Annotated in this window: 10 protein-coding genes; 5 read left to right on the forward strand and 5 right to left on the reverse strand. The window is 58.2% G+C overall.

The window, feature by feature from the left end:
• Positions 1–2 precede the first annotated feature (2 nt).
• On the reverse strand, positions 3–1,373 hold the full coding sequence (locus AC3WR5_RS25815; protein WP_492488157.1) for an ImmA/IrrE family metallo-endopeptidase: 1,371 nt from the start codon (positions 1,371–1,373) through the stop codon (positions 3–5).
• 85 nt (positions 1,374–1,458) lie between these two features.
• A complete protein-coding gene (locus tag AC3WR5_RS25820; RefSeq protein ID WP_492488230.1) occupies positions 1,459–1,884 on the reverse strand; it encodes a LexA family protein in 426 nt (141 codons plus the stop codon).
• Between the two features lie 130 nt (positions 1,885–2,014).
• Here AC3WR5_RS25820 and AC3WR5_RS25825 point away from each other — a divergent pair, with 130 nt between their 5' ends.
• From AC3WR5_RS25825 to AC3WR5_RS25845, 5 genes are all read left to right on the forward strand, one after another.
• Positions 2,015–3,637 (forward strand): peroxidase family protein, encoded by a 1,623-nt coding sequence (locus tag AC3WR5_RS25825; protein WP_492488159.1) that lies wholly within the window; start codon positions 2,015–2,017, stop codon positions 3,635–3,637.
• Between the two features lie 112 nt (positions 3,638–3,749).
• Positions 3,750–7,217, forward strand: a complete 3,468-nt coding sequence (locus tag AC3WR5_RS25830; protein WP_492488160.1) for a patatin-like protein — start codon at positions 3,750–3,752, stop codon at positions 7,215–7,217.
• 24 nt (positions 7,218–7,241) lie between these two features.
• Entirely contained in the window at positions 7,242–8,147 is a 906-nt protein-coding gene (locus AC3WR5_RS25835; protein ID WP_492488162.1) for a DUF2147 domain-containing protein, read from the forward strand.
• 122 nt (positions 8,148–8,269) lie between these two features.
• Positions 8,270–8,911 carry a glycoside hydrolase family 25 protein gene (locus AC3WR5_RS25840; RefSeq protein ID WP_492488164.1) on the forward strand — a complete coding sequence of 214 codons (642 nt, stop codon included), beginning with the start codon at positions 8,270–8,272 and terminating at the stop codon, positions 8,909–8,911.
• A gap of 122 nt (positions 8,912–9,033) precedes the next feature.
• Complete coding sequence (locus tag AC3WR5_RS25845; RefSeq protein ID WP_492488166.1) at positions 9,034–10,425, forward strand: pentapeptide repeat-containing protein; 1,392 nt, start codon at positions 9,034–9,036, stop codon at positions 10,423–10,425.
• Between the two features lie 812 nt (positions 10,426–11,237).
• Here AC3WR5_RS25845 and AC3WR5_RS25850 read toward each other — a convergent pair.
• Genes AC3WR5_RS25850 through AC3WR5_RS25860 form a run of 3 tightly spaced genes read right to left on the reverse strand, consistent with a single transcriptional unit; the run spans position 11,238 to position 12,621 of the window.
• Positions 11,238–11,951 (reverse strand): hypothetical protein, encoded by a 714-nt coding sequence (locus tag AC3WR5_RS25850; protein ID WP_492488168.1) that lies wholly within the window; start codon positions 11,949–11,951, stop codon positions 11,238–11,240.
• Positions 11,951–12,406 carry a hypothetical protein gene (locus tag AC3WR5_RS25855; protein WP_492488170.1) on the reverse strand — a complete coding sequence of 152 codons (456 nt, stop codon included), beginning with the start codon at positions 12,404–12,406 and terminating at the stop codon, positions 11,951–11,953. Before AC3WR5_RS25855 ends, AC3WR5_RS25850 begins: the two co-directional genes overlap by 1 nt.
• Positions 12,403–12,621, reverse strand: coding sequence for a hypothetical protein (locus AC3WR5_RS25860; protein WP_492488172.1), 219 nt, complete (start codon positions 12,619–12,621; stop codon positions 12,403–12,405). Before AC3WR5_RS25860 ends, AC3WR5_RS25855 begins: the two co-directional genes overlap by 4 nt.
• Positions 12,622–12,829: the final 208 nt, after the last annotated feature.

Below are 12,829 nucleotides of genomic sequence, written 5' to 3' on the forward strand. Positions count from 1 at the left end.
CCTCAGCTCGGTAGGCGATAGACCGTCGTGGCGACGCCCTTGTCTACGAGTTCCTCAGCTATCAGCTCTCGAACGATATCCCAGCTGGCACCACCATAGCCAGTGCCTACGCGCGGCATGTGCACCGAGGCGCCAAGTTGCTGCGCAGTTTCACGCACTTTGGTCAGGCACTGCGCGAGCGCTGCATAGCGCAAACGCTGAGTGCTGGAGGTACCGATGCCACGTTGCGCAACCATGTGCGCGACGCTGATGTTGCCGATTAGGGGTCCGACAAAAACGTCACCGAGAGTTGGATGGCGACCTTTCGCCTCCGTCTCGCTTCGATAGTCGACCCACACAGCAGGGAACTTCCGACGGAGACACGAAGCGAAGCCGCCGCCGCCCCAAACAGAAGTGGTGTCCGGCACCACATGAGCGACCAAGCGCGGCCCCGAACCTCGAGGGTCCATCACATCGCCAACAAGCTCGGTGATTTCCGGAGCGCGGTACTTGGTACCGTCAGCCGCAATGAGGATGCCGACGACGCGCGGAAGGAGGCCACCCGGGTAGGGGGCCAAGCCTACGCATTCAACTCGCATCTCTTTGCCGGAGGTCCATTCCTCGTGGCCGACAGCGGTAAAGCCGATGGCGTTGGCTTCCGCGACCACGCTTTCGTCGGGAACAACCTGGCCGACGCTCACCGGGCAGTTCCAGCCAAGAGCGGGAATGACGTAGTCGACCCGGTACTTGCCGTCCGGGTGCGCGGACGCACAGAAAGCGGCACAAGGAGTTCGAGCCAGCTTGATAAGGCGAATCAAGCACGCCTCCACCGAAACGTCATAAGTCTTGCGGGCCTCCATCACTTTCTCGATGGTCAGCTGCTGACCCGCTAGCTGCGTGAAGCTGCCCGAGGGCATCAGGAGTTCCGCAGCGCCTATGTTGCACAGCACTTCGAGTTGCCAGTCGTCGGTTGCCGCGGTCGCGTCGCCACCGCGATGGCGAACCCGGTCTGACCAGTCCGGAAACAAGCTGTGCGCAATCTCGTGGGCGATGGAGAACCTCAAGCGCCCTCTCGGACGCGTCGGGTTGTACTCAAGGACGTTTTTGCCGTCTCTGTGGACAAGACGCGCATCCGCGATGTCTCCGCGAGCCTCGAGCGTCATCCCCAGGCGCTGAGCCAGCATCAACGGGTCAAAGGGCGGGCCTCCCCAACCTCCATCCATGGCCTCAAGCGCCACTTCTCGGGCTCGCCCCTCCATCGTCGCTACGGGGTCTTCTCCATCCGAGAACCCAAGCACAGACCGGTTCGTCCACTGGTATTTTTTCGCCATGCGAAAGAGAGCTTTCTGTTGCACGCCACGCCCGCGAGCGCGGCCAATGACGAGATTGTCCATGCATCAAGCCGCGGCTGCGGCCTTGAAAACCCATGCTTGGACGCTGGCGCTACCTTCGCACGCGGCGGGCGACGCTAACGACGACTCACAGAATCTCCAAGCTCGATGCAGGGTGGATGTCAGCGTACGCCGGGTTGGCCGCCTCGATGAAAAACTTCCCGCTAGGGTCTCGGCGCAGCGTCTTGACAGTCATCTCGTTGTCGCCCCCCGCGACTACGACGTTGCCAGGCGCCGCGGATGCGTTGTGTTCGACTGCGACCAGGTCGCCGTCCAAGATGCCAGCGCCCTTCATGCTGTCTCCGCGAACCTTCAAAAGCGAAGTGCGATTGGGCTCGTCGATGAGGTAGTCGTCCAGTGTCAGAACGTCGGCCTCGGATTGGTCTGCTGGCTGAGGCACGCCCGCGCGCACCGAGCCAAGCAGCGGGCACGCGAAAAACTTCTTGGTCGGAACGACGCGGCCGTCGACTCGCTCAACGAAGCCCTGGTCCGTGAATCCACGAAAAGGTGCGATGCGCGAGCAATGGCGTCCTCAAGCTGCTGTCGCGGTGGCATCGCCTCTCACCAAGGCAGCGGATGCGCGCCGTGGCTACGCATGCAACTCTCTAGTTCCTAGAAAGCCAGCCATATCGAGAGGTTTCTCCATGATCGACACCCCCGGCACCCACGGCTCCGTCGGCCGTCGCGAGGGCGCCTTTACCCGGTTGTTTGACATGCGCCTGGCTGAGTTTGACGCCATCGCATTGAAGACACTCGCCACCCAAATGATCGGCAATGCGGGCGATAAGGCCAGCAACGATCCGGACGGCGAAGAGAATCTCGCCGTACCCGCGGGGTACACGTATTTCGGCCAGTTCATCGATCACGATCTGACCTTCGACACGACGTCATCCCTGACGGATGCCAACGACGGTCCCACGAACCTCCGCACACCCCGCCTGGATCTGGATTGCGTTTACGGGTCCGGGCCGGACGACCAGCCATACCTCTATGCAACCGGCGACTCCGGCGGTCTTTTCGCGGGTGCCAGCTTGCTTCTCGGCGTCGCCTTACCTGGATCACCGGGAAGACACGATCTGCTCCGCGTAGGTAGCGGCGATGGCGCGCGCGCCGTCATTGGGGATCCGCGCAACGACGAAAACTCCATCGTCTGCAACATACAGGCCGCGATGATCCAATTTCACAACACAGTGGTCGCGCGGCTGGCCTCGCAGCCCGGAACGTTGCGCGGGAAGCAACTCTTTGTGGCTGCGCGCAAGCTTGTGCGGTGGACTTATCAGCGCATCGTCGTCGACGACTTCCTGCCTCGCATCATTGAGCCAGCCACGTACGCCATGTTCCGCACGCGACTGACCAATCGTGGGGAGGGCGCTTTCCAGATGTACAAGCCGGCGCTGCGCGGTGGCATGCCCATCGAATTCGCCGGTGCAGCCTATCGTTTCGGGCATTCAATGGTTCGCACCGGCTACAAGCTCAACGAGAAGCACGCTCCTCAGCTGATCTTCACGCCTGGCGCCGGCCTGAACAGCCTCATGGGCTTTGGCAAGTTGGCCACAAATCACTGGATTGAATGGAAACGCTTTTTCCCGGCCGGGAACACGTTCAAGGCGGGCGGCACCCGACCATCTCAGAACACAAACGCAGCTGATGACCGGCTGCAGTGGGCATATCGCATCGACGCCGCTTTGGTCGACCCACTCAAGTTGCTGCCAGACGCCATCAGCAAAGGCGATTCGCTCGCTGACCTCAACCTACGCCGCGGCAACATCTTCCGTCTCGTCAGCGGGCAGACAGTCGCCGATCACCTGGGACAGCCCCGACTGGAAGATAAGTATTTGGTGATACGCGACAGTGCGAGTGGACCTTATGGCTATCAACCTATCCCCGATAGGCTCTTTAAAGAGACCCCCCTCTGGTATTACATCCTTGCTGAAGCCCAACGAGAGCTGGTTGACCTGTGGCTGGCAAAAAATGAGGGCGAGCCGGGAGATCAGAAGCTCGAAGACGAAGACTTGCTGCTCGGGCTCCCCGATCAACAAGGGGACCGAAGTCAATCGCGCGCACCCATCGCCCAACTCGGACCAGTCGGCGGAATGATTCTGCTGGAGACTTTTTTTGGCCTGCTCATGGCGGACGGCGAGTCTTTTATGAACATCGGCGCCGCAGCTGACAGACAGCTGCGCGACGATTGGTTCACGTCCTTCACAGACAACGGCCGGCTTGAGGTCAGCATGTGGCGCCTCCTCGAAGTTGCGGGGTTGACGTAGGTAGACGCGAGCACGCAGCCGCGTGCAGAAAGGTAGCACTACAAAGTGCAGCCGACCACTGAAGCTACCTGTCCTATTGAACGGTCAACGGCCGTCGAGGGAGACACGCCTGATGTCTGAGCAATCTGAGGAACTGCGACTTGCCCTGGTGATGAATGGTGGGGTGAGCTTGGCGGTGTGGATGGGTGGAGTCACCAACGAAATTTTCCGCATCGTCACGCGGCAACACCCTGTCTACACGGCGCTCCTGGACATGACCCACACGACGGCCCGGGTGGACGTCATCAGCGGTACCAGCGCGGGCGGCATCAACGGCGGGGCACTGAGCTTGGCTCTGCTGTACGGCGGTGATTTTGGCAAGCTACGAGACGTTTGGTTGAAGACCGGTGCGTTCGCTTCGCTGCTGAGGCCGCCGCTGGGCGACAACCCGGGCTCGCTGCTGATGGGCGATGACTTCTTCTTGCCACAGATTCAGGAGGCCTTTGCCGCCCTTGCGCAGGAGCCACAACCGATCTTTACGCCGGCAGAGATGCCAATCGATCTGCGCCTCACCACGACGTTGTTGCGCGGCGAGCAAGGCCATTCGGTGGATGACCTTGGTACGGCGGTCCACGACGTGGACTACCGTGGCCAATTCCGCTTCCGACATGCTAGTGATCACAGCGATTTCGACAGGCGCCAACCATTGATTGCCAGCCTGGCGCGAGCCGCTCGCTCAACGGCGTCGTTCCCTTTCGCCTTCGAGCCTTCACCTGTCAAGGGCGCGTGCAGCGATCTGTTTGATTCGCAGGACCGGCCAATTGCGCCTTCCAAACTCGAAAGCGGGGAAGAGGTGCCACGCTACGTGGTCGACGGCGGTGTGCTGAACAACAAGCCGTTTCGCGGCGCGTTACGGAGCATCTTCGCTATGCCAGCCGAGCGAGGCGTGCGACGCGTATTGGCCTACATCAACCCTGACCCCGGCGACGGTCCACCTGGTCAGCCTGCCGAGCACGCTCCGCCGCTGTCAAACGTGCTCGGCGCGAGCCTATTCGGTATTCCGCAGTCGCAGTCCATTGCCGATCAGTTGGCTGAGATTCAGGCGCACAACGATCGCGTGCGCTCGCGACGCAATAGCGTCATCGACACCACGCTTGCCTTGTCGCCCGAAGTTCTCGACAGGCTGCCTGGAGAACTATTCACCATTTATCGTCGGCGCCGCCTTGTGGCGACCTTTGATGCATTTGTGTACGACGAACTGCCGGCCGCAGCGCGCCGCCTGAACTTGGATCCTTCCGGTGCAATGGTTGGCCGCCGCGGCCGAGTGCACCTTCTAGACACCTTCCTGCGTGTCCACTGGCAGGGGTGGATCCCGACTGAATGGCCAACGGATAGGCAACAAAACGCATCAGAGGTCTCGTGCCAAGACGACGAATGGGAATGGGGCCTCTACCCTGTGGAGTTCGCTGTCAAGGTGACGCTCGACCTCTTGCGCCGAACACAGCAACTTTGCGACTTTGATCCGGAGTCGAGAACGAGCACATCAGCAGCAGCAACGTCTTCTAACCCGGCACCGATCACCACAACGGCGCCAGATTGGGCTGACCCGGCAGACCGCGCAGCGGAACTCGATGGCGACAACGATCATAAACATCGAGATCCTGGAGGGCGGATTCGGTCTGGCTGGGACCGCCTGAAACGCCGCATGGGCTTCGGCAGGCCGCAAATCGCTACCTGGGACCGGGAGGCGCTGCGCGGCCGGGCATCCCCGCCGACCGACGAGGCGCGACCATGGCTTCGACAGGCTTGGCGCGACGCCTACAGCTGCGTAGCCCGGGTTGAACGCCTCCGACGGAACGAGCAGCAGATTTGGGAGACGAACGCCGAGACTCTCTTGCGCGACTTGGCAAGAGGTGCTCAAGATGTGCCGAATGTGGGCCGAATCACCGAGAGGCAATTCGAGGAACTCTTTGCCTTTCTTTCCGTACCCGGGAGGCGGGCAACCTGCGGCGCGCTTGCGCGCCGCATCGGCGCTGTATTTCTGAGCCTATCGGCACCTGCCTCAGCGCTCGCGCTTCGCGTACAGGAAAGGTCTGACTTGCGGGAGCGTGACCGGACTGCAGCGCGAGAGTTGCAGAGCTTCCTCAAATGGCTCGCGCCGCAGGATGGTGAGGTTTCGGCGTGCACCATTATGCGTAGATTGATGCAACTGGAAGTCATCGAGCACGCCCAAGGAGACCGCGATGAGCTTGCCGAGGATTGCTTGATTGAGCTTGCCCAGATCAGCGGGAATGCCAAGAGCCCCTTGGGTGGACCAAGTCAGGCCAAAGCCAAGCTTCTTGGTCTTCAGCTGGCGCATTTCGGCGCGTTCTACAAGCAATCCTGGCGTGCGAACGATTGGACCTATGGTCGGCTGGACGGCAGCGAACGGATGGTCAAAATCCTGCTAAACCCGGATCGCCTGCAGCGATTCTTCCCGGACAGCGCCTCAGCCCTGCAACGCATCAAGGCAATTGCCTGCGATGACATCGTCTCTCAAATGCTTCGCAGTGAGGTCCAGAATATCTGGACCGAACGCGAATATGAGCAAAAGCTGCTCAGTGAACTCGCCTTCTTAGACGATCGCTTGGCTGCCGTACCAGATGCGCTGCCCATCGCCACAGAAGTCATCACCCTTCGGCTGCACTTCGGCATCTTGCGGGAAGAGATTGATCCGCTGCTCTCAGCCATCGCAATGGATCAAGCAGACGGTGCAGATGCACTGGGAGCAAGCGAAGCCTTCATACAACGCTTTTCCAGCACTACAGACGATGCCGGCCGGCGCACCCTGCCTTTCTCGCCGGAGCAAGCAGCGCATGCGTTAGGCGCAGGGCTAATCGCAGGCGAAACGTTGTTGGACCAGGCTGGCTCTGACTTGTTCACCCGTACCTTGGCTCACACGTGCGCCACACTGCAGGGCGTATTGGCCAGCAAAGCCGCAAAGCTAGGGCCCGTCAGCGTGTTCTTTGCCGCGCTGAAACTGCCGGTGTTGGGCTTCTACTTTGTTGCCCGCGGCCTTACCCGACAATCTCGCACCAGCGCAGCACTCCACGCCGGCATCTTGGCCGTCGGTCTGGTCATCGTGTGCGCGCAATTGATCCTGCGTGGTGAAAAAACCCCCGCGTCACTCCCAGATGGCGTGACAGCCTTCGGCTGGGCCATGCTTGCCTACGGTCTGTTGTTCTCAATTGCCAGTTCGCCACGCATCGTTGGACCTCTGATGGCCGTTGTGGCACTGGCACTGGCACGTTATTTCGACTTTTGGCCGCTTCTCGTTGGACTGGGTACCTGGGTGATAGTTTGGCTCAGCGTCCGCTTCCGCGTGTTGGCAGTTCTTCAATGGATGTTGGGCGCAGCGGCGATTGCAATAGCGGCGCTGTGGTCCACCCATCCACATGCAAGCTCGCTGCCGAGCATAGACAAGGCGATAGACGAGCCTGTTTATCAGATGGCGCTGCTCGTATGCTTAGTACTTCTACTCGCGGGCTGGCGCGCCTCAATTTGGTCGCGCCGAACCGAGCGCGGGGCACGGCGTCTGCGCAAAAAAGTTTTAAGGCAATGATTGACGGCCACCAAGGAGCACGTGATGACCAATCCTGATCAAAAGAGGGACGAACCCACCTGGGAATTCAGGGCATCCTTCGACTCACTCAAAGACGCTTACAAAGAATTGATCGACTCGAATCAGAAGATCATGGGCATACTGCTAATCGTAGTAGGGTGGTTTGTCTCACAGAAAAACCCCCTGACGATGATATGCGAATTCCAGTGGCTAGCATATTTTGGCATTGGGGCGACCACGTTTGGCCTCTTCGCTCTTGCATACTTGTTTAACAGCATATATCGGCGCGCAGATAGGGCGCGCCAAGAAGTGCTTCAATTGGGCATCACCCGCCATTTGCCCGATGGATATCGAGTCTCACGGCCGATGTACTGGATCGGGCTCTTTGGGCAGTTCACCCTACTGCTGGGCATCGCAACGGTGCTGCATCACAAATACATCACCAAGCTCAGTGATACGTGTGAGCCCGGCAAGTTTGCTAGCGCAGGCCTGCTGCTTCTCATAAGTTCTGCCACATTTCCCGCATACGCTGATGACGGATTGACAGGCCGTTGGATCGCAACCGACAGCAAGACCAAAGTTCAAGTAATCATCGAGCTTCAAGTCCGCAACGAGAAGATGGAAGGGAAAGTCGTATCAATTACGCGGGCGGGCTTACCCATTGATCCCATATGTGCCAAATGTGACGGCCAAATGAAGAATGTTCATATTGTGGGAGCAACTTTTATAACCAACCTGAAACGCCAAGGATCAAAGTGGGTGCAAGGAACCGTTGTAGATATACGACCCGAGGAACCTGGTCAGTTTGGAACACAGGGGTTTGTCGCCCATTGTGATATTGAGTTGGTGAACGGTAAGGCAGAAATATTTGGATGGCCTTACGTCTTCCGGTTCTTGGGGCAAAAGGATACATGGGAGCGGGCTCCATAAAAGCCGAGCAATGTCCAACGCCACCGCAGAACTCAATCTAGAAAAAAATATCCAACTAACACCCAGCACACAGGTGCACGCGGCGCGGGCCACCGAACTCAACACTTTTTTTGGACAATCAAATGATCAACGCCGTCATCGATCTTTCACACCATAACAAAGTCAGTAGCTTTACCAAGGTCGCCCAAGCTGGCATCCTAGGCATATTTCAGAAGGCAACACAGGGATTCACGTTCAAAGATCCAACCTTGGAACTAAATAGCAGAAAGATCCGAGAGGCAGGATTACGATTTGGAGCGTATCATTTTGGAACGTCTGGCGATCCAGTGGTACAGGCCGAGTTCTTTCTCAAGACGGTAGGCAGCAATGCCGGCAAAACGCTCATGGTGTTGGATTTTGAATCCAACCCTCAAGGCCACGACATGTCATTGTTGGAGGCAGAGCACTTCGTTCACCATATCTATACCGTCACAGGTCGCTATCCTGGACTATATTCAGGACACACAATCAAAGAGGCGCTTGCCGCCGCCGGCATTGCCTCCCCGGAACAGACAGAACTATCCAAATGTTGGCTGTGGTACGCCCGCTACGGCGCCGAACCTCTAATTCCAAAAGTGTGGAATCAGTGGGCTCTTTGGCAATATACGGATGGTGCGTTCGGAGATCTGCCACACGACGTGCCGGGGGTGGGCCGTTGCGACAGAGATAAATTCAACGGATCGGAGCAGGAGTTGACCGCGTTTTGGGACCAGAAAGCGGCTTAGCGTCGCAGGATTCAAACGCGTGCTCTCATTGTTCGGTCTGCATCTGTCATCCTTATTTTCTCTCACTCATTGCAAATGAAATGTGCGGCCCGGCTTAGATTCGATCTATTTTGGGAATAGACATGAAAACGTTTCGTCAACGATCTCATGAACTTGCTTATCGGTGCGCGGCATTGGTACTATCTACCGCGGTGATTGCTATCAGCACAGTCCTTGTCCCAAGTAGCGCCACCCCTGCAGCGCCGGATGCTCCTGAGTTTCCTACCCCGTGTCGCGGAAAGTACAATGGGGTCGTGATCACGGAATCAGAATTTGAGACAGTGTATAAGGAGCACCTCCGCTATCTTGCAACTATTGTTTCCCCTCCTATGAAGATGGGTGACGACCCTTATGCCGAACTTACAACCCACGAGCTGGATCCGTACGACCCCGCCAAGGGTTATGCCGATCCCCTGCCGCCCTCAATAAAGGGCGACCCGATATTGGTCAAGGATTCAGGCAGGGCGGATCTTTGTGGTGCAAGAATAAAGAATATTAATATGGCGGATCGCGATTTACGCTATGCCAGATTTATGGGCGCCCGCCTTGAAGGTGTGGATTTATCTAACACGAAGCTGAACGGCTCGTACTGGACCTGGGCAGGTATGCAAGATGTATTGGGTGTCGGCGCACAATTCGCCTTTGCTAAGATGAAAAACGCACTTCTCTATGAAAGCAACTTCAAGTCCACGAACTTCCGTCACGCAGACCTGTCGTTCGCTGACACAAATAGTTCCAATTTCGAAGAAGCTTCGTTTCAAGATTCTATTTTGGTGAAATCCAGACTCACAGACAGCGTTTTGAAAAATGCCGACTTCACAAAGGCCCATTTGGATCACGCAATCTACGAGCCGCGCTTAGGGGCCTTGCCAAGAACCGCTACATTCAAGGATGTTTCCGGCCTATCCAGCCTGCAAACAGTGAATGAGTCTGGCGCGGGCTTGAGAGAGCTTCAGCGTTCGTTAAGTGATAACGGGATGCGTATAGAGTCGGCGCAAGTTCGCATGTCGCTAGCTCATTCTGAAAACATTAAGAGATATCCATTACAGAAATGGCTGGAGTTTATTTTTCTGGAGACTCCGTATGCTTATGGAGAGCGCGCAGAGCGTTTGTTGATAATCGGAGTTCTATTGGTGCCCGCATTTGCAATCGTCTATTTTAGGGCGATTTCAAATCATGGTGATACTGGCATTTGGATTAAGCGAGAGCCAGTTAACATACCTGTGAGCCGGAAAATCCGGTCCATTCGACTGACATCCAAAAACTCCACCCCTGCAAAGATTGCCCTACTTTTCAGCTTGAGGTCGGCCTTCCGGATTGGATGGAAAGACTTCAACATTGGTGAATGGATAGCGAGACTACAGCAGGACAATTATTCATTCGAGGCTCGCGGCTGGGCCCGATCTCTCGCTGGCTTTCAATCACTGATAAGCGTATATTTGCTGGCGCTGGCGGTTATCTCTTATTTGGGCTGAGGCAGGGCGACATGTCTATTGCTGCTCACGCCGCCAATTTGGGCTCACCACTGCTCTTGGCCGGCCTCAACAGACTGGGCCCCATGTAAGACGCGTATTGCGACGTGATGGTGAGCACGCGTTGCGTGCTAGGACCATTGCTCGCACGCATTTGCCGCCTGGCTGTGCTAAGCGCGAAGACGTGTCCAACCCGTGTTCGGTCTTGTTGATGATCCGGTTGCACTGGTTCAGCCTTGTATTTGTTGTGCGGCTTGGCTCGCCGCGCGATGCCGTCCTGCCGTTCGCGTGGTTGCAGCATTGCCAGTTGCCAAGGACATGCGGGCGGTCTCCCTCGGCAATGAAATATTCGAGCATATTTGCTACTCACCAAAAATACGCCCTAGAGTGTCCAGCCTCAAAGGCTCATAGCATGAGCCTCTCAGCGCGCGAACTTGCGAATCGATGGGCCGCTAGGCTCCGCAAACCGCTATGCTTTGCGAACCGCTACTGCGTAACGCCCATACTTGTGAATCGAGGCAATGCGGCCGCAGAGCCGATCCGGCGTCGCCGGTTTGGCTCTTTTGTAGGGGAGCCAAGGGCACCGCGGCGGGGATGGGCCATGCGCCGATCCCCTGGAGGCAAGCACCAGCGCGCAGCACCGAAGGCGCGTGAGACTTTATGTTGGCCCACATCACGGAGCCCCGTCATCGTCTTTCGCAGGCGGAGGTACTGACACAGTCGAGCAGGCGGGTTAGGAAGTGCTGACCTGCACGAGGACGTAGGGCGCGTGCAGCAATCAGTCGGCCCAAGTTCTCACGCGAACAAGATCCTGCTCACGCGGCGGCAGTACGCCGCAGCGCCGTCTCCAACACGATTGCAGCATCAGCGTGCATCGACGCACGGCTCAGTTGAGAAAGCATGTTTTTCAACGTGAGCGTGATGGCCTCATCCCTGCGCACCATCCCCTCAAGCGCAGGCAGAGGATATTTCGCGATCAGTTCCCGGAGCTCTTTGTTGATGCTTTGCTGGATCAGCAGGATCCGCTCTTTGTCTGCCTCGTGCGTCAACAGCGCCAGCAGGTCGCTGACGGCGCCCAGCTTTTGAATGAACTCAGCACGGTTGGAGGTGTCCTTCACCGACTGAGCGGCGGCCTCAGATGCCGCCATCCGCTCCCGCTGCGACGTTTCCGCTTGCTGCCGTGCCTCACGCGCTGCTTCGACATCGCTTGCCACGGAGGCGCTCTCCTCGCCTTCGACATAGCTTCGGGCAAGGTAGTGACTGACCAGGAATGCGAACGGCGCCGTTGCAACGGCCAGCATGGTTTTCACGCCGAAGGCAAACGAAATGGCACCGCGCTCTGCGCCGTTGGAGGCACTGCAGGTCGCCCATTTGAGGCCACTCAACGCGTCGCATCCGCTCAGCGCAGCGAACTCTGCCGCCTGCTGGTTCTCCAGACGCGTGTACCAGTAGACGATCCATGCGCAACCCAGCAGGAAGCCTCCGCCATTGCGTAGCCGTCGATAGCGAGCTTTGTTTTCGGGGCTCATCAAACCACCTCCAACATCAAGGGTTGCATTCCATCGCCTGCGAGCATGCCGGGGGCACCGCCAAGCGCAAGCACGACCTCACTCATGCGGTCGAACATCAATTTGGCGTCGGCCCGCAGGTTGGCCAACTCCGCATCAATCTTGTGAATGCGGGAGCGAAGCTCGATGCGGCGAAGGGGATCCGAGCTGTCCAGCTCTTTGTCGCTGTATTCCTTTTGCTGCGCCATGAAGTGCCGGGCCTGCTCGGCATAGAGCTGCAGCACCTCATGAAAGCCGCGCTGCACGGTGTCGACGCGGCCGGCTACCAGCACGTCGACCATGTGGGCCAATGCCCCATGCCGCATGGCTTCTATGGCCTGCGCGTGATGCGCGGATTGACGGTGTCCAGCCAGCTGCGCGGCGAGGGAGAGCGCCGCCATCACGGCTTGGGCTGGCGGGTGATGACCGTGGCTCATCGCTCGATCTCCATGCCGTGCGCGCGATCATCAGGTTTGGAGGGCTGCTCCGGAGGCGTCGCGGCCCAGCCCAAGGCCTGGTCAAGCGTCGGCTCCTCCTCGGGAACAGCGGGCGGTGTTACCGCGCGGCCAAACCACCCTTCCTCCACCAGCTTCTGCCGGATGTCGGTAACCGCAGCACCGAAGCCGTCAACAAACCAATTGGCGATTCCCATCTGGTTTCCTCCTCCTGTGGCAGGCAGCAGCATTCGATACGAGGACGCGCGGGCCGCCCAGCCGATTTCCTGCAAGTGGCAGACACGCCCCCAGCCGGCGGCATCACGGCACGGAGCCTCAGCGACGAACCTGCATACTCAACGATCATGTAACAAAAAGCATCCTCAAATGGGATGGTGAAAGTCGTCAGCGTTGTTTGGATACTTG

The organism is Ideonella sp. FW305-24 (assembly GCF_058788035.1).

Bases quoted from the DNA above. Each gene is read 5' to 3' on its own strand.
- AC3WR5_RS25835 (WP_492488162.1), top strand. From the start codon at position 7,242: ATGACCAATCCTGATCAAAAGAGGGACGAACCCACCTGGGAATTCAGG.
- AC3WR5_RS25815 (WP_492488157.1), bottom strand. From the start codon at position 1,373: ATGGACAATCTCGTCATTGGCCGCGCTCGCGGGCGTGGCGTGCAACAG.
- AC3WR5_RS25845 (WP_492488166.1), top strand. From the start codon at position 9,034: ATGAAAACGTTTCGTCAACGATCTCATGAACTTGCTTATCGGTGCGCG.
- AC3WR5_RS25860 (WP_492488172.1), bottom strand. From the start codon at position 12,621: ATGGGAATCGCCAATTGGTTTGTTGACGGCTTCGGTGCTGCGGTTACC.
- AC3WR5_RS25830 (WP_492488160.1), top strand. From the start codon at position 3,750: ATGTCTGAGCAATCTGAGGAACTGCGACTTGCCCTGGTGATGAATGGT.
- AC3WR5_RS25855 (WP_492488170.1), bottom strand. From the start codon at position 12,406: ATGAGCCACGGTCATCACCCGCCAGCCCAAGCCGTGATGGCGGCGCTC.
- AC3WR5_RS25840 (WP_492488164.1), top strand. From the start codon at position 8,270: ATGATCAACGCCGTCATCGATCTTTCACACCATAACAAAGTCAGTAGC.
- AC3WR5_RS25850 (WP_492488168.1), bottom strand. From the start codon at position 11,951: ATGAGCCCCGAAAACAAAGCTCGCTATCGACGGCTACGCAATGGCGGA.
- AC3WR5_RS25825 (WP_492488159.1), top strand. From the start codon at position 2,015: ATGATCGACACCCCCGGCACCCACGGCTCCGTCGGCCGTCGCGAGGGC.